Annotated in this window: 14 protein-coding genes; 9 read left to right on the top strand and 5 right to left on the bottom strand. The window is 72.0% G+C overall.

Annotation, left to right across the window (positions count from 1 at the left end; translation table 11 throughout):
- Together ACOJSN_RS02595 and ACOJSN_RS02590 are read right to left on the bottom strand one after the other, a co-directional pair.
- The coding region (locus ACOJSN_RS02595; protein ID WP_420110950.1) for a hypothetical protein at positions 1 to 1,027 on the bottom strand (1,027 nt) is incomplete at its 3' end.
- 138 nt (positions 1,028 to 1,165) lie between these two features.
- Entirely contained in the window at positions 1,166 to 1,747 is a 582-nt protein-coding gene (locus ACOJSN_RS02590; protein ID WP_420110949.1) for an NUDIX hydrolase, read from the bottom strand.
- Between the two features lie 61 nt (positions 1,748 to 1,808).
- Here ACOJSN_RS02590 and hutU point away from each other — a divergent pair, with 61 nt between their 5' ends.
- The 5 genes from hutU to ACOJSN_RS02565 are packed head-to-tail and all read left to right on the top strand — an operon-like array spanning position 1,809 to position 8,055.
- Positions 1,809 to 3,464: a urocanate hydratase gene (hutU, locus tag ACOJSN_RS02585; RefSeq protein ID WP_420110948.1), complete on the top strand. Its 1,656-nt coding sequence runs from the start codon at positions 1,809 to 1,811 to the stop codon at positions 3,462 to 3,464.
- Between the two features lie 56 nt (positions 3,465 to 3,520).
- Positions 3,521 to 4,738: an allantoate amidohydrolase gene (locus ACOJSN_RS02580; protein ID WP_420110947.1), complete on the top strand. Its 1,218-nt coding sequence runs from the start codon at positions 3,521 to 3,523 to the stop codon at positions 4,736 to 4,738.
- A complete protein-coding gene (locus tag ACOJSN_RS02575; protein ID WP_420110946.1) occupies positions 4,735 to 6,102 on the top strand; it encodes a formimidoylglutamate deiminase in 1,368 nt (455 codons plus the stop codon). Before ACOJSN_RS02580 ends, ACOJSN_RS02575 begins: the two co-directional genes overlap by 4 nt.
- A gap of 53 nt (positions 6,103 to 6,155) precedes the next feature.
- Complete coding sequence (gene hutI, locus ACOJSN_RS02570; RefSeq protein ID WP_420110945.1) at positions 6,156 to 7,313, top strand: imidazolonepropionase; 1,158 nt, start codon at positions 6,156 to 6,158, stop codon at positions 7,311 to 7,313.
- 46 nt (positions 7,314 to 7,359) lie between these two features.
- Positions 7,360 to 8,055, top strand: a complete 696-nt coding sequence (locus ACOJSN_RS02565) for an SDR family oxidoreductase (RefSeq protein ID WP_420110944.1) — start codon at positions 7,360 to 7,362, stop codon at positions 8,053 to 8,055.
- Positions 8,056 to 8,063: 8 nt separating this feature from the next.
- On the opposite strand, the gene ACOJSN_RS02560 is transcribed toward ACOJSN_RS02565, so the two are convergent.
- Positions 8,064 to 8,870, bottom strand: a complete 807-nt coding sequence (locus ACOJSN_RS02560; protein ID WP_420110943.1) for a GAP family protein — start codon at positions 8,868 to 8,870, stop codon at positions 8,064 to 8,066.
- 117 nt (positions 8,871 to 8,987) lie between these two features.
- Here ACOJSN_RS02560 and ACOJSN_RS02555 point away from each other — a divergent pair, with 117 nt between their 5' ends.
- The 3 genes from ACOJSN_RS02555 to ACOJSN_RS02545 are packed head-to-tail and all read left to right on the top strand — an operon-like array spanning position 8,988 to position 11,765.
- Positions 8,988 to 10,184, top strand: coding sequence for a sensor histidine kinase (locus ACOJSN_RS02555; RefSeq protein WP_420110942.1), 1,197 nt, complete (start codon positions 8,988 to 8,990; stop codon positions 10,182 to 10,184).
- A gap of 25 nt (positions 10,185 to 10,209) precedes the next feature.
- A complete protein-coding gene (locus ACOJSN_RS02550) occupies positions 10,210 to 10,860 on the top strand; it encodes a response regulator (RefSeq protein ID WP_420110941.1) in 651 nt (216 codons plus the stop codon).
- Complete coding sequence (locus ACOJSN_RS02545) at positions 10,857 to 11,765, top strand: aminoglycoside phosphotransferase family protein (protein WP_420110940.1); 909 nt, start codon at positions 10,857 to 10,859, stop codon at positions 11,763 to 11,765. Before ACOJSN_RS02550 ends, ACOJSN_RS02545 begins: the two co-directional genes overlap by 4 nt.
- A gap of 13 nt (positions 11,766 to 11,778) precedes the next feature.
- Here ACOJSN_RS02545 and ACOJSN_RS02540 read toward each other — a convergent pair whose 3' ends face one another.
- Together ACOJSN_RS02540 and ACOJSN_RS02535 are read right to left on the bottom strand one after the other, a co-directional pair.
- A complete protein-coding gene (locus ACOJSN_RS02540; protein WP_420110939.1) occupies positions 11,779 to 13,029 on the bottom strand; it encodes an ankyrin repeat domain-containing protein in 1,251 nt (416 codons plus the stop codon).
- A 143-nt stretch (positions 13,030 to 13,172) separates the two neighbouring features.
- Positions 13,173 to 13,958, bottom strand: coding sequence for a helix-turn-helix transcriptional regulator (locus tag ACOJSN_RS02535; protein ID WP_420110938.1), 786 nt, complete (start codon positions 13,956 to 13,958; stop codon positions 13,173 to 13,175).
- A gap of 73 nt (positions 13,959 to 14,031) precedes the next feature.
- Here ACOJSN_RS02535 and ilvD point away from each other — a divergent pair.
- A partial coding sequence (gene ilvD, locus ACOJSN_RS02530; RefSeq protein ID WP_420110937.1) for a dihydroxy-acid dehydratase occupies positions 14,032 to 15,774 on the top strand: 1,743 nt, incomplete at its 3' end.

The following is a 15,774-nucleotide window of genomic DNA, read 5'->3' as shown; positions in this document are numbered from 1 at the left end:
CGTCGTCGACCTCCTCGCCCGAGCCGTCGTCGATCACCTCACCACCGCCGTCGTCCATCATCCCTTCCTGCCCCTCGGGATACTCGGCCGGAGTGCCGGGAACGAACTGCAGGATCTCCTCGCCCCCATCGAGGCCCTCGGTGACCTGGACGACCTTGCCGTCGTTGATGCCGAGCGCGACGGCGATCTCGACCGGTTCGCCGTCGTCGCCCACCACCCAGACGCTGCCCGAGGTGACCGTGCCGCGGACCGCCGTCAGCGGGACCACGAGCGCATCCTCGACCGTCTCGGTGACGATCGCGATCTCCACCTCGAGGCCGGGGAAGACGGTGACGCCGTCGGGGACCTCGCAGCGCAGCTCGGTGCTGCTGGTGCCATCGCTGGTGGTGGACTCGAGCGTGAGGTCGGTGCAGTCGAACGGCGCAGGCCCGTTGGCGATCGTGACCTCGGCGGTCTCAGGCAGGTCGAGGAGCCGGTAGAGCGAGGCGGCGGGCACGGTGGCGGCGATGTAGTTCTGCAGCGGGTCGATCCGTGCCACGACGTCACCCTGCGCGACCTCGTCGTTGAGCTCGACCTCGAAGGTGATCTCGCCTTCCGCATTGGCGTAGACGGTCGTGGTGGTGACGGCGTCGGCCTGCGGGATCTCGGTGACGTTGCCCTCGTCGTCGGTCTCGATGCGAGGCTCGCGCGGCTCGGTGCTGCGCAACGTCATCAGGGGCTCGTTGGCGCTGACCTGCCGGCCCGAGGGCATCGCGAAGTAGACCGCGGTACCGGTGGCGGGCGCGATGACCTCGGTCGCGGCGACCGGCACGATGGTCCCGGTGAGGTCGACGGCGCTGGTCAGGTCCTGGCGACCCACCTCGACCACGGGATCGGTGAAGTCGGCGCCCGGGGCGACCACGCCGTCGTCGGTCTGCTCAAGTGCGGGCGCGGTCTCGCGGAACGCGATCACGCACAGCGCCACGGCGATCACCGCCCAGATGATCAGCCTCAGGGTCGGCAGCACGACCCGACGCATCGTCCCCATCGCCGATACCCCCTAGTTACCGAGTAATTCCCAGACAGTAGCGGAGACCGGCCGGCGCCGGTGGGGCGACTCTCACCTTGGACGCGTCCAGACCCGACGAGGTCGCACCGTGGGGCGGAGTTCGCACCGCCGACGGTGCTACCTCGGACCGGAAGTGCGACCTCGCACGGGATCCGAGCTGGGGAGCAGGCCGAGCGCGATCGCGTGGGCGAGCACGTCGGCATGGATCGGATCGTGCACGGCGATGTAGTCGACCGCCTCGCGCGGCGGGAGCTGGAGCACGTCGGTGATCTGCTCGCCGTCAGCCGGGCTGGTGGGCGGCCCCACCACCTCCACCTGCGCCACGGCGTGCAGCCAGTACGCGCGCGGGTGCGGCAGATGGGGGCGGTACGGCGCGGGCGTCCGGCTGTGGGAAACGAACGAGGAGAACGGCGCGATGCCGGCGAGCAGCCGCGCACCGGCCTCCTCGATCAGTTCCCGGCGCGCCAGCTCGATCAGTGCCTCTCCTGGCTCGCGAGTGCCACCCGGCAGGACCCGCCACCCCTGCACCGAGCGGCTCACCACCACGTCACCGTGTGCGGTGACGGCGACCAGGTGCAGCCTGCTCACCAGCTCATCCGGGGCAGGCTCGGTGGTGTATCGCACGTCGCAGTCGGCGTAGTCGATATAGGTCACCGCCGCCAGCCGCTGCACTGCTCCCGGCAGCACGTCATCACTCACCGCCTCATCGTGGCAGGAGATCCGCTGACGCCGGTGGCCGAGCGTCGTTACCGTGGCGAGCATGGAAGGTGCACGTCCAGTCCGAGCCCCTCGGGGTACCACGCTCACCGCCCGCAGCTGGAGCACGGAAGCCCCGCTGCGGATGCTGATGAACAACCTCGACCCTGAGGTCGCCGAACGGCCCGACGACCTCGTGGTCTACGGCGGCACCGGCCGCGCCGCCCGCGACTGGAACTCGTTCGACGCGATGGTCCGCACGCTCACCACCCTCGCCGACGACGAGACGATGCTGGTGCAATCGGGTCGCCCCGTCGGGGTGTTCCGCACCCACGAATGGGCGCCGCGCGTACTGATCGCGAATTCCAACCTCGTGGGCGACTGGGCCACCTGGCCCGAGTTCCGGCGCCTGGAACACCTGGGCTTGACGATGTACGGGCAGATGACCGCCGGGTCCTGGATCTACATCGGCACCCAGGGGATCCTGCAGGGCACCTACGAGACGTTCGCCGCCGTGGCCGCGAAGCGGTTCGGCGGGACGTTGGCGGGCACGCTGACGCTCACCGGCGGCTGCGGCGGAATGGGCGGGGCGCAGCCGCTCGCCGTGACGCTCAACGCGGGCGTGTGCCTGGTGATCGACGTGGACCCGGCCCGCCTCCATCGCCGAGTGGACCACCGCTATCTGGACGTCGTCGCCGACGACCTGAGCGACGCCGTCGGGCGCTGCGTGGAGGCCAAGGCCGCTCGGCGGCCGCTCTCCGTGGGTCTGGTGGGCAACACCGCGGAGGTATTCCCCGAGCTGCTGCGGCGCGGCGTCGAGATCGATGTCGTCACCGACCAGACCTCCGCGCACGACCCGCTGTCCTACCTGCCGACCGGGGTCCCGCTCGAGGAATGGGCGGACTACGCCGAGAAGAAACCCGAGGAGTTCACCGACCGGGCGCGGGAGTCGATGGCCCGCCATGTGGAGGCGATGGTCGGGTTCATGGACGCCGGGGCCGAGGTGTTCGACTACGGCAACTCGATCCGCGACGAAGCCCGCCAGGGCGGGTTCGACCAGGCTTTCGCCTTCCCCGGCTTCGTGCCCGCATATATCCGGCCGCTGTTCTGCGAAGGCAAGGGCCCGTTCCGGTGGGCGGCACTCTCGGGAGATCCGCGCGACATCGAGGTGACCGACCGCGCCGTGATGGACCTGTTCGGTGAGAACGAGCACCTGCACCGCTGGATCACGGCCGCGCAGGAGAAGGTCGCGTTCCAGGGACTGCCCGCCCGGATCTGCTGGCTCGGGTACGGGGAGCGCGAGCGCGCTGGGCTGCGGTTCAACGAGCTGGTGGCCTCCGGCGAGATCAGTGCACCGATCGTCATCGGCCGCGACCACCTCGACGCCGGGTCGGTCGCCTCCCCCTACCGCGAGACCGAAGCGATGGCCGACGGCTCCGACGCCATCGCCGACTGGCCGCTCCTCAACGCGCTCACCGCCACCTCATCCGGGGCGACGTGGGTCTCGATCCACCACGGCGGCGGCGTCGGTATCGGGCGCTCGATCCACGCTGGCCAGGTCTCGCTCGCCGACGGCACCGACCTCGCCGCCGCCAAGCTCGAACGCGTGCTCACCAACGACCCCGGCATCGGCGTGATCCGACACGTCGACGCGGGGTACGACCGCGCCGACGAGGTCGCCGCCGAGCGCGGCGTGCGCGTGCCGATGCGGGAGGGCTGATGGCACCCGGCCCATCCACCCCCTCTCCCGATCGCCGAGTTCGCTGGGAGGTCGGGATGCCCGACGGCGCAGACCCGGCCGCCGCCCGTGCCTTCCGTTCGGATTGGGATGCGTTGGGCGGCGTTGGCCGCGATTCTCGCTCCGGCGGGTACCGCCGGTTCGCGTGGTCCCGCGAGGACGCGACGCTGCGGGAGTGGTTCATCGGGCGTGCGGCCGCGCTGGGCATGGAGGTCGTGACCGACCGGGTCGGGAATCTGTGGGCGTGGACCGGCGACCCGGACGCCGCGGTGGCCGCCGGCACCCCGCCGCTCGTGCTCGGCTCCCACCTCGACTCGGTCCCCGATGGCGGGGCGTTCGACGGCCCGCTCGGGATCGTCTCGGCATTCGCGGCGCTGGAGCTGTTGCGTGCGACCGGGCGGGAACCGGAGCAGCCGATCGGGATCGCCTGCTTCGCCGACGAGGAGGGTGCGCGGTTCGGCGTCGCCTGCGCGGGGTCGCGGCTGCTCACTGGCGTGCTCGACGCCGATCGCGGCCGAGCGCTGACCGATGCCGAAAGCGTGAGCATGGCCGAGGCGATGGCTGCCGCCGGCCTGGATCCTGGGCACGTGGGCCGCGACGAGGAGACGCTGCGCCGCATCGGGGTGTTCGTGGAGCTGCACGTGGAGCAGGGCAGGGCCTTGATCGATTCGGGCGACCCGGTGGGCGTGGCGAGCGCGATCTGGCCCCACGGCCGCTGGCGCCTCGACCTGCACGGCCACGCCGACCACGCCGGCACCACCCGCCTCGAGGACCGCGACGACCCGATGCTCCGCCTCGCCACCGCGGTGACCACCGCCCGCGCGGCGGCGCAGCAGCAGGGCACGGTCGCCACGATCGGCAAGGTGCAGGTACTGCCCAACGGCGTCAACGCGATCCCGTCGCAGGTGACGGCCTGGCTCGATGCCCGCGGTGCCGATCCCGAGGCGGTGCGCCGCGTCGTTGCGGAGGTGAGCACCGCCGTCGGGATCGAGGCAATGGAGGAGTCCTGGACGCCGTCGACCGATTTCGATGGGCCGTTGCGGGACCGCCTGGCCGCGCTGCTCGGCGACGTTCCGGTGCTCCCGACCGGGGCCGGTCACGATGCCGGCATCCTCTCCGCCTCCGGCATCCCCACCGCGATGCTGTTCGTCCGTAATCCGACCGGCGTGAGCCACTCCCCCGAGGAGCATGCCGAGGAGGCCGACTGCTTGGCCGGCGTAGCCGACCTCGCGAGGGTGATCGAGGAGTTGGCGTGAGCCACCCCTTCCCCGAGGTGGTACCGCGAGCCTCGGGGAGTGACCCGGTGAGCACGTTCTGGTGCGAGCTCGCCCACCTGCCCGACGGCGTCGCCTCCCGGGTGCGGCTCGTCACCTCGGGCGGGGCGATCGCGGGGATCGAGGTGGGCGCCGATCCGCAGCCCGGCGACGAGCGCCTGCCCGGTCTGGTGATCCCCGGGCTCGCGAACGCGCACTCGCACGCGTTCCATCGGGCGCTGCGGGGCCGCACGCACGATGCCGGCGGCACGTTCTGGACGTGGCGGGAGCGGATGTACGCCGTGGCGAACCGCCTCGATCCGGACTCCTATCTCGCCCTGGCCCGGGCCACCTACGCCGAGATGGCGCTGGCCGGGATCACCGCGGTGGGCGAGTTCCACTACGTGCACCATCGCCCGGACCGCACACCGTACGAGGATCCGCTCGCGATGGCGCGCGCGCTCGTGCAGGCGGCCACGGACGCGGGGATCCGGCTCACGCTCCTCGACACCTGCTATCTCACCGGCGGCTTCTCCGCTCCGCTCGCGCCCGAGCAGCAGCGGTTCTCCGATGGCGATGCCGCGCGTTGGGCGCAGCGGCACACGTCGTTGCGAGCGCTGGCGACCGACCATGTGGTGATCGGCGCCGCGGTGCACTCGGTGCGCGCCGTGCCGGCTGACCAGCTCACCGTCGTCCGCGACGCGCTCGAGCCCGACGAGCCGCTGCATGTCCACCTGTCGGAGCAGCCTGCCGAGAACGAGGCGTGCCGCGCCGCCCACGGTGTCACTCCCACTCGCCTGCTCGCCGATCATGGCCTACTCGGCCCTCGCACGACGGCGGTGCATGCCATCCATCTCAGCCCCACCGACATCGCGCTGCTCGGGGAATCCGGCACGCATGTGTGCGCCTGCCCCATCACCGAGGCCGACCTTGCCGACGGCATCGGCCCGTTCCCTGAACTCGCTGCCGCGGGAAGCCCGCTCTGCCTCGGCACGGACCAGCACGTGAGCAGCGACATCCTGGTCGAAGCGCAACGCCTCGACGCCCACGAACGGCTACGCACCGGCGAGCGCGCAGGCTTCGGCCCGGACCAGTTGCTTCGGTTCGCCACCGAGCACGGCCACCGCGCACTCGGCCAGCCAGGCGGCCGGATCGAGGTCGGCGCCCCGGCCGATCTCGTTGCCCTCGGCCTCACCACCCCACGCACTGCCGGCACCGACCCGACCCAGGCGATCCAGGTGGCGACCGGCGCGGACGTGCGCACCGTCGTCGTCGGAGGTGAGGTCATCGTCCGCCACGGGACCCACACGCTGGGCGACGTCGGCGCGCTGCTGACCTCGGCTGTCGACTGCGTGTCACGCGCGTAAGGGCGGGAAGGCCATAGCGTCAGGGCAGACGACGCAACACGACTGGAGGCGCGATGAGCACGGCCATCACGGGCATCGCTGAGCTCGTCACGAACGACGAGCGCTTCAACGGCGAGCTCGGCATCGTCACCGATGCCGCGGTCGTGCTCGACGGCGGTCGGGTCACCTGGGTGGGGCACGCGAGCCAGGCGCCGCCCGCAGATGAGCAGATCGATGTCGGTGGTCGCGCCGTGATCCCCGGGTTCGTCGACTCCCACACCCACCTGGTCTTTGCCGGAGACCGCGCCGAGGAGTTCGAGGCGCGCATGGCCGGCCGGCCCTACGACGGCGGTGGCATCGCCGGCACGGTCGCCGCCACCCGCGCGGCCAGCGACGAACAACTGCGCGCGAACCTCGCCCGGCTCGTCGGCGAGATGCGCGCCCAAGGGACCACCGCCGTCGAGGTCAAGGGCGGCTACGGGCTGGACGTCGAGAACGAGGTCCGCGCGCTGCGGCTCGCGCGCGAGGTCACGGAGGACGTCACGTACCTCGGCGCGCACGTGGTGCCGCCGGAGTTCAGCGGCCGGGAGCGCGACTACGTCGATCTCGTCACCGGCCCGATGCTCACCGCGTGCGCCCCGCACGCCCGTTGGATCGACGTGTTCTGCGAACCCGCCTCCCCCACGGCGTTCGACGGCGATGCCTCCCGGGAGATCCTGCTCGCCGGGCAGCGGGCCGGTTTGGGACTGCGGGTGCACGGGAACCAGCTCAGCGAAGGTCCGGGCGTGCGGCTCGCGGTCGAGCTCGGCGCGGCGAGCGTGGACCACTGCACGCACCTGAGCGCCGCGGATGTCGATGCCCTGGCCACCGGGACCACGGTCGCGACCCTCCTCCCGACGATCGAGTTCTCCACCCGCTCCCCGTACCCCGACGCGCGGCGGCTGCTCGAAGCCGGCGCCATGCTCGCCCTCGCGACCGACTGCAACCCCGGCAGCGGCTACTCCTCCTCGATGCCGCTGGCGATCGCGCTCGCCGTCAGGGAGATGCGGATGACCCCCGCGGAGGCGCTCGCCGCGGCCAACCTCGGCGGGGCGCAGGCCCTGCAGCGCGACGACGTGGGTCACCTGCGCCCCGGCGCCCGCGCCGACCTCACGGTCCTCGATGCCCCCAGCTACCGCCACCTCGCCTACCGCCCCGGCGTCCCTCTCGCTCGCGCGCTCGAGGTCACCTGACGACCGAGCGCATGACGCCGACGCGCTGGAGGGCTACCGTCGGAGCATGGCGGACATCGTGGTGGTCGGAGCTCATGGCAAGGTCGCCCAGCTGGCGTTGCCGCTGCTCGTGGCGGCGGGGCACAGCGTGTTCGGGGTGGTGCGCAACCCGGACCAGATCCCGGCCGTGGAGGACACGGGCGCGCACGGGATGCTCGCCGACATCGAGCATCACGACACGCGCGGCATCGCGAACCTGCTGCGCGGTCACAAGTCCGTGATCTGGTCGGCCGGCGCCGGCGGCGGCGACCCGCGCCGCACCTACGCCGTGGACCGTGACGCCGCCATCCGCACCATGGACGCCGCGGCGAGCGTGGGCATGAAGCGGTTCGTCATGGTCAGCTACTTCGGCGCAGGCCCCGAGCACGACACCCCGCCGGACTCCAGCTTCTTCCCGTACGCGCAAGCGAAGTCGGCCGCCGACGGCCACCTCGCCCTCACGAACCTCTCCTGGACGATCCTGCGACCGAGCCGGCTCACCGATGACGACCCGACCGGCAAGATCAGCGTCGGCGCCGACCAGTCCGCGGGTGCGGTGAGCAGGGGCAACGTCGCGGCCACGATCGCTGCCACCTTCGACAGCCCTGGCACGGTGGGCAAGATCTACGAGTTCAACGACGGCGACGTCCCGATCGCCGAGGCCCTCGCCCAAGGTGGGTGGCACCCGCCCAGTGCGGAAGCGGTGGGCCCAGTCCCCGGCTGACAGCAGGCTCAGCCGGGCCCGGTCACACCGGGGATCCCGACCCTGCCCAGCGCGTCGAGAGCCAGCAGCACCCCGAGGATCCCCACGATCCACGCGGTCATCGACGCCGCCGACTTCGACATCCACGCCTCGAACCGCTCCAGCGGCCCTCGCACCCAGGCATAGGCCAGCACACGGACCGCCAGCAGCACCAGCGCCGGCAGGATCATCACGAGGCAGTAGCCGGCCAGGACCGGCACACCTGCGGCCACCGTGAGGTCGGACGCGGTGAGCAGCCCGATCGCTGACAGGTACGGCAACATGCTCGCGGTCTCGATGCCGGCGGCCGCCAGCGCCAGCCCGATGAGCGCGAGCAGCGAGCCTGCGCCCTCGGCACCCATCGCGCGCGAACGCCAGCGCGTGACCCTCCCGGGTCGGACCGGTGCCGGCTCCGCGTCGGTGGGCTCCGTAGGCTGCGCGGCGGCGGCACCGGCGCTGCCTGCCACGCTCGCCTCTTGTCTCGCCTCCTTCTTGTTCGCCTTCGGGTCGAGCTTGAAGGAGAGCACGAACAGTCCGACACCGAGCGCGAGCTGTGCCCAGGCGGCGGCCGGGGTCGCGAGGAACCCGCCGAGCGTGTCCGTGAGCCACGTGGCACCGGCGAGCAGAGCGACACCGAGCACGAAGTAGTACACCGCGACTGTGCCGAGGAAGATCAGCACCCGGTGCACCCGCAGCCGACCCGGCGCCAGCAGCAGCCACAGCGGGATCAGCAGGGTACCGAAGCTGGTGGAGTCCACGAGTGCGAGAGCCACGAGCGGGGCGAGCAACTCTGTCATGCCTCGACTCTGCGCCCGCGGCACCCGCAGCACGTCGGTCGACAGCGTGAACCTGCGCGCGCAGCCGTACATCCTTCGACCGACACGCGGAGTGTTCGGCTGTGCTGGGATGGTGGCGTGAAAGCCCTGCTGAGCGCGCTGCGGCGGCTGGGTCGCGGATACTCCGACGACGCCGGCCCGATCAGCGCGCTCGGGCTGCTGCTCGTCGGTCTGGTGGCGATCGCGCTCGGGCTCAAGGGCATCTGGCTGGACGCCAGCTGGGACACGCCCGCCTGGTGGCACGTGGTCCCCTTGCTCGTCGGGTGCGCCGGCAACGCGGTGCGCAAGTCGCACCCCGCGATCACGCTCGGACTGGCCGTACCCGCATTCGTCGCCGACGCCGCGATCGGCGGTTCGCTCGCACTGCTGCTGGTGCTGTTCGACGGGATCTACTCGGCCGAGCGGTTCGGGTCGGAGCGGCTGCGTCGGGTGGTGCGCTTCGGCGCCGGCGTGGTGGTCGCGGGGGTCGTCATCGCGGCGGTCCTGGGCGGGCTGAGCTTCCAGACCACGGCCGGGCTCACGCTGCAGATCGCGGCGATGTTGCTGATCCCGGTGTGGTGGGCCATGGACGTGCGGCACCGGAGCGAGCTCGCCGAGGCCGCGACCGCCCGCGCGGAGCTGGAGGCCGCACGTGCAGCGGAGCAGGCGCGCGCACAGGACGCCGAGCGCCGCGGCGCGGTGCAGGCTGAGCGCTCACGCATGGCGCGCGAGCTGCACGACTCCGTGGCCGGCGATGTCTCGGCTCTCGTGATCCGTGCAGGCGCGGCACTGGCGGCTCCACCTGGTCCGGCGGATCGCGAGTCGCTCGCGGCTGTGCGCGAGAACGGCCTGCACGCCCTCGCCGAGCTCCGCACCATGATCGACGTGCTCGCCGCCGAGGGCGAGAACGAACCGGTCGCCCCCGTGCTGACCGAGGATGGTGCCGACCTGCTCGCGCGGTTCGACGGGACCACGCTCGACGGCGTGCCGCCCGGTGCGCTGGCACCGCTCAGTCCGGTCGTGGACCGGGCTGGCTATCGGATCCTGCAGGAGGCCCTGACCAACGCGGCACGACACGGCGCGGCGGGAACCGCCGCAGTGTGCCTGAGCCGCGAGAACGGACACGTGCGGCTCGAGGTGAGCAACGCCGTCGAGCACGGCGAACGCGGCACCGGGCTCGGGGTGACGAGCATGACCGAGCGGGCTCACGCCGTCGGCGGCCGCGTGACGATCGACGAAGGGGCGGGCACCTGGACCGTCGCCGCCCGACTCCCCACGGCGGAGGTCATACGGTGAGGGTCCATCGAGATCGGGGATCGGGATGAGCGTGCGAGTTCTGCTGGCCGATGACCACGCGGCGGTCCGGGCCGGGCTGCGGATGGTGCTCGAGGCCGCCGAGGACATCGAGGTGGTCGGCGAGGCGGCCGACGGTGCCGCCGCCGTCACCAACGCCCGCGCGCTGCGCCCCGATGTGGTGCTCATGGACGTGCGCATGCCCGGTGTGGACGGGATCGAGGCGACCCGGCAGGTCACGGGCGAGGGCCTCGCGCAGGTGCTCGTTCTCACCACGTTCGACCTCGACGACGCCGTGTTCGGGGCGTTGCGCGCCGGGGCCGCCGGCTTCCTGCTCAAGTCGGCGACGCCGGATGAGTTGCTAGGCGCTGTGCGGCGCGTGGCCGCGGGCGACGGCGCGCTCGCGCCCGAGGTGGTGCGCCGGGTCCTCGACGCGGCCGTGGCGGGGACGCCAGAGCCCGCGGTGCCGACGGTAGCGAGCACCGCCGTGGACAGCCTGACCGAGCGCGAGCGCGACGTGCTCGGCGCCCTCGGGCGCGGCCTGTCCAACGCCCAGATCGCCGAGGACCTGGTCATCACCGAGGCGACGGCGAAGACTCACGTCTCCCGTGTCCTCGCCAAGCTCGGGGTCGCCTCGCGCGTGCAGGCGGCCCTGATCGCGCGCGAGGTGCTGGGGTGAGCGTCAGGGGCTCCGGCGAGTTCGACTCGATCCCGCCCGCAGTCCCACGCCTCGACGCACCGCGCGTGCTCGCGGCGCTGGCACGCGCCGGCGTGAGACTGGAGTTGATCGGGGCCGCACCGGGCGGCGAGGTCGGGGCGGCGTTCGTGCGGTGGCCCGATGGTCACGAGGGCGTGCTGACCCGGGCGGGCGACGGATCGGCAGCCTCGGAGGCGGCGCTGCGGCAGACAGCCGACGTGCTCGACCTGGCCCGCGCCCGCGGTGTGCCGGTCCCGCGCTACGACCTGATCGCGCGCGTGGGCGAGACGCACGCGGTGGTGCAGGATCGACTACCTGGCTCGGCGCCCGAGCGGGTCGAGCCAGAACTCGTGCACGAGATGCTGGCCGCGGCTGCCGCCTGGGACGGGCTGCTGGCAGAGCGGTCCGACCTCACGCCAGCGCCGCTGCACCTCACCGCGAGCGGCCCCGGGTTCTGCCTCCACGAGTCCCTGGCCGGCTACGACGACCGGACCCGTGCCCTGCTGAGGCGGGTCCGCGAGATCGGGCAGCACATCGACCACCTCGACGGTGACGACCTCGTCCACCTCGACTTCCACCCCGGCAACGTGCTGGTCGACGCCGACGGTCGACTCACCGGCATCGTCGACTGGGACGGCTGGGGCCGCGGCGACCGCTGGTTCTCGATCGAGGTACTGGCGTTCGACCTCGCGCGGCGGCGTACCGACGCTGCGGTCCGAGCACACGTCGACGAGCGGCTGCTGGAGGCGGTCCGTGCGGACCGATTGCTCGCCTACCGCGCACACCTCGCGCTGCGCCAGGTCGACTGGTCGATCCGCCACCACAGCCCAGCCGACGTCGACGACTGGCTGACCATCGCCGTCCATCGTCTCGACGCGGTGGGCTGAGACGCGGGCAGGATTACTCGCGCTCGCGCAGCAGTGCGGCCGCCTCGTCCTGGAAGGCGTGCTCGGCCCAGCCCAGCGGCGTGGTGCCGTGGACGTGGTCACGCCGGGTCGGATCGGCGCCGGCCGCGAGCAGCGCCCGGACCCGGTCGAGGTCACCCGCCCACGCGGCCTCGTGCAGGGCGGTGATGCCGCGGTCATCGGTCTCGTTCGGATCCTCAGGAATCGCAGCCGCATCGGCCACCGTCACGCCGGTGACGTCGATGCCGTGCTCAGCCAGCAACGCCAGCCTGTCGGTGAACCCGTGGCTCGCGGCCCAGTCGACCTGCTGGCGCCACATCTGGGCGCGGGTCGGGATCGCCTCGCCCAGCCGCACCTCCCACGGGCCGGGGCCGGCATCGGCGAGACCGTGCGCGAAGAGCGTCCGCAGGTGCGAGTCGTCCGGCACGAACATGCGGTTGTACAGCGCCTGCTGGTCCACCGGGTGCGCGCCGCGACGCAGCAGCAGCTCAGCGAGCGGCGCCTCGTCAGGGTGCGGTGGCTGCCGCCGAATACCCTGCTCGCCGCCGCCGAAGACCCCGGTCAGCGCGGTGAACGGTGTCGAGAGACCGCACCAGAGGTAACCCGCGTTCGGGTCAGCACCGGCGTCGAGCAGTGCCGCGGCGACCGCAGCCGCGTCTGGCCGACGAGGGACGCCGACATGCAGCCGGGAGTAGCAGAGCTGGACCAACGGGGCCCAACCGAACGGGCCGCCGTCGGTGCGCGCCAGCGCCGGCGAGCGGCGGAGGTGGTCGCGGACCGCCCCGAGGTCCGCAGCCGCGCACGCTGCCCAGATGCTGTCGGCGAGCATCTCGGCGGTGAGCAGCTCGGCGGCCTGCTGCCAGCGTGGCGGCGCGTCGTCGCGGTGGTAGCCGAGGGAGGCGAGCGCGCAGAACCGGTCGGTCGGGCTCAGTCGATCGAGCTCCACGGCAGCGGGGTCCACCGTCAGCGGCGCCGCGAGCTGGAGGTAGTCCACCAGCGCGGGCCAGCCGCTGAAGCCATAGCGCCTCGCCACAGTCAGCTGCGCGTCGTGGAGCGCGAAGCTGCCTGCACCGCCCTGGGGCACCGCCGCCAGCGCGATGTCGGGCCGAGGATGGTGCCGCCGGACGTCGGCAACCGCCTCGGAGCGGCGCGCGGGCGTGGCGGGCCGGTCGAGCGCGTGCTGCAGCTCACGGGACTGGCGGCGGAGCCGATCGATCGACGGGTTCTCGGGGAGCGTGCTGGCCATGACGGCCTCCTCTCATCCACCCGGCGTCCGCGAGGTCGGGTGCGAGAAGAGGTCGACACACCAACGGAGAAAGTCACAGGGAGGCTGAGCCTCTTCGAGCGGACACCGGGCGTTCCTGCGCGCCGCCGCCAGACTAGGGCATGTCAGGCCGGCACGTACATGACCACGTGGAGGCCGGAGGTCCCATCCGGGACCACCCGGTGGTGCTCGAACGCGAGCACGCCGTCGTCGCGGTGGCGGAAGGTGCGGCGGCGGCTCGCGAACCGTTCGACCGTGAGCTCGGCCCACTGCGCGCGGAAATCGGCGCTCGCCTCGCTCAGTCGATCCACCAACGCCTTGTGTCGCGGCGCCCCGAGTCGCACCCCCGACTCGGCGCGGAACTCGGCGAGGAACCGGCGGCTGTCCTGCTCCCAGTCGGGTAGCAACTCGCGCAGCCCGGGGTCCGTGTAGACGAGCCAGAGCAGGTTGCGGTCCGCCGCATCCACGCCCGCGATCGGCGGGTAGAGCCAGGCGTATGCCGCGTTCCAGCCGGCGATCGTCCAGTCGTTGGCGACGGCGAAGGCCGGGAAGGCGAGCGCGTCCAGCAGGTGCTGGAGGTGCTCGGGCATGCCCTCGGGCTCGTCGTCCACAGGGGTCGCCTCACGCTCGGCGAGCGTGATCACGTACTCGGTCTCGGCCGAGGTGAGATCGAGCACGCGCGCCACGGCGGCGAGCACCTGCCGTGAGACGTTGATGTCACGCCCCTGCTCGAGCCACGTGTACCAGCTGCCGCTGACCCCGGCGAGGGTCGCGATCTCCTCGCGGCTCAGCCCGGTGTCGCTGCGCCGCCCGGTGGGCGGCAGGCCGACGGCGGAACGACTCATTCCCCGACGCCGGCTCGTGAGGAACTCACCGAGCTGCTCGCGTTGCGGGGTACGGGGGCGAATCACCGGTTGATGGTACTGCGAGTACTAGTACAGCCGGTATCTTGCACGGCGTCAGCAAACCTGACTGACTGGTCTCATGCCCGACTATCGCTCTCGCACGGTCACCCACGGTCGCAACATGGCGGGAGCGCGTGCGCTCTTCCGCGCAGCCGGCGTCCCGGGTGGCGACCTCGGTCGCAAGCCGATCATCGCCGTCGCGAACTCGTTCACCGAGTTCGTGCCCGGCCACACCCACCTCGCCCCGGTGGGCCGGATCGTCTCCGACGCGATCACCGAGGCGGGCGGCATCCCGCGCGAGTTCAACACGATCGCCGTGGACGACGGCATCGCGATGGGCCACGGCGGCATGCTCTACTCGCTGCCGAGCCGCGACCTGATCGCCGACTCGGTCGAGTACATGGTCAACGCCCACTGCGCCGACGCCCTCGTATGCATCTCCAACTGCGACAAGATCACGCCCGGCATGCTGCTGGCAGCGCTGCGCCTCAACATCCCCACCGTGTTCGTCTCCGGCGGCCCGATGGAATCCGGCCGCACCACGCTCGAGGACGGTTCGATCCGCACCCTCGACCTCGTGGACGCGATGAGCGAGGCCGTCAACGAGAAGGTCTCCGACGAGGACATCGCCCGCATCGAGGAGGCCGCCTGCCCCACCTGCGGCTCCTGCTCGGGCATGTTCACCGCCAACTCGATGAACTGCCTCACCGAGGCGATCGGGCTCTCACTGCCAGGCAACGGCTCGGTGCTCGCGACCCACACCGCACGGCGCGCGCTGTACGACAAGGCGGGCTCGCTCGTCGTCGACGTGGCCAAGCGCTACTACGAGGGCGACGACGACTCGGTCCTCCCCCTCAACATCGCCACCCCGGCGGCGTTCGGGAACGCGATGGCGCTCGACATCGCGATGGGCGGCTCGACCAACACGATCCTGCACCTGCTCGCGGCCGCCCACGAGGCGGGTGTGCCGTTCGGCCTGAACGAGATCGACGCCGTCTCCCGCCGGGTCCCTTGCCTGGCCAAGGTCGCCCCGAACATCGCCGGCAGCCGCACGTACTACATGGAGGATGTGCACCGCGCGGGCGGCATCCCCGCTCTGCTGGGCGAGCTGCGCCGCGGCGGGCTGCTGGAGGAGAACGTGCACACGATCCACTCCGCCACCATCGGCGAGTGGCTGGACGAGTGGGACGTCCGCAGCGGCACGGCGAGCAACGAGGCGTTCGAGCTCTGGCACGCCGCCCCCGGCGGGCAGCGGTCCTCGACCGCGTTCTCGCAGTCCGCACGCTGGAACGACCTCGATATCGATGCCGAGGGTGGCTGCATCCGCGACGTCGCCCACGCCTACACCAAGGACGGCGGGCTCGGAGTGCTGCGCGGGAACATCGCCGTCGACGGCGCCGTGGTCAAGACCGCCGGCGTGGACCCCTCGATCTGGACCTTCGCCGGGCCGGCCGTGGTGTGCGAGTCGCAGGAGGAGGCGGTCTCCAAGATCCTGGCCAAGGACGTCAAGGAGGGCGACGTGGTGGTCATCCGCTACGAGGGCCCACGCGGTGGTCCCGGCATGCAGGAGATGCTCTACCCGACCTCGTTCCTCAAGGGCCGCGGCCTGGGCAAGGCCTGCGCGCTGATCACCGACGGTCGCTTCTCCGGCGGCACCTCCGGCCTGTCGATCGGGCACGTCTCCCCCGAGGCGGCGGCGGGCGGCGTGATCGCGCTCGTCGAGGACGGCGACATCATCTCGATCGACATCCCCACCCGGGCGATCTCGCTCGACGTGCCCGAGGCTGAGCTGGATCGCCGACGCACCGCGCTCGAGACGAGC

Origin of the sequence: Pseudactinotalea sp. (assembly GCF_048594945.1) — a bacterium.
GTDB lineage: Bacteria > Actinomycetota > Actinomycetes > Actinomycetales > Beutenbergiaceae > Pseudactinotalea.
Note: the sequence above shows the minus strand (reverse complement) of the source record. Positions and strands in the feature narration are given on the sequence as shown.

Bases quoted from the DNA above. Each gene is read 5' to 3' on its own strand.
- ACOJSN_RS02550 (WP_420110941.1), top strand. From the start codon at position 10,210: ATGAGCGTGCGAGTTCTGCTGGCCGATGACCACGCGGCGGTCCGGGCC.
- ACOJSN_RS02540 (WP_420110939.1), bottom strand. From the start codon at position 13,029: ATGGCCAGCACGCTCCCCGAGAACCCGTCGATCGATCGGCTCCGCCGC.
- ACOJSN_RS02565 (WP_420110944.1), top strand. From the start codon at position 7,360: ATGGCGGACATCGTGGTGGTCGGAGCTCATGGCAAGGTCGCCCAGCTG.
- ACOJSN_RS02560 (WP_420110943.1), bottom strand. From the start codon at position 8,870: ATGACAGAGTTGCTCGCCCCGCTCGTGGCTCTCGCACTCGTGGACTCC.
- ACOJSN_RS02580 (WP_420110947.1), top strand. From the start codon at position 3,521: ATGCCCGACGGCGCAGACCCGGCCGCCGCCCGTGCCTTCCGTTCGGAT.
- hutU (WP_420110948.1), top strand. From the start codon at position 1,809: ATGGAAGGTGCACGTCCAGTCCGAGCCCCTCGGGGTACCACGCTCACC.
- hutI (WP_420110945.1), top strand. From the start codon at position 6,156: ATGAGCACGGCCATCACGGGCATCGCTGAGCTCGTCACGAACGACGAG.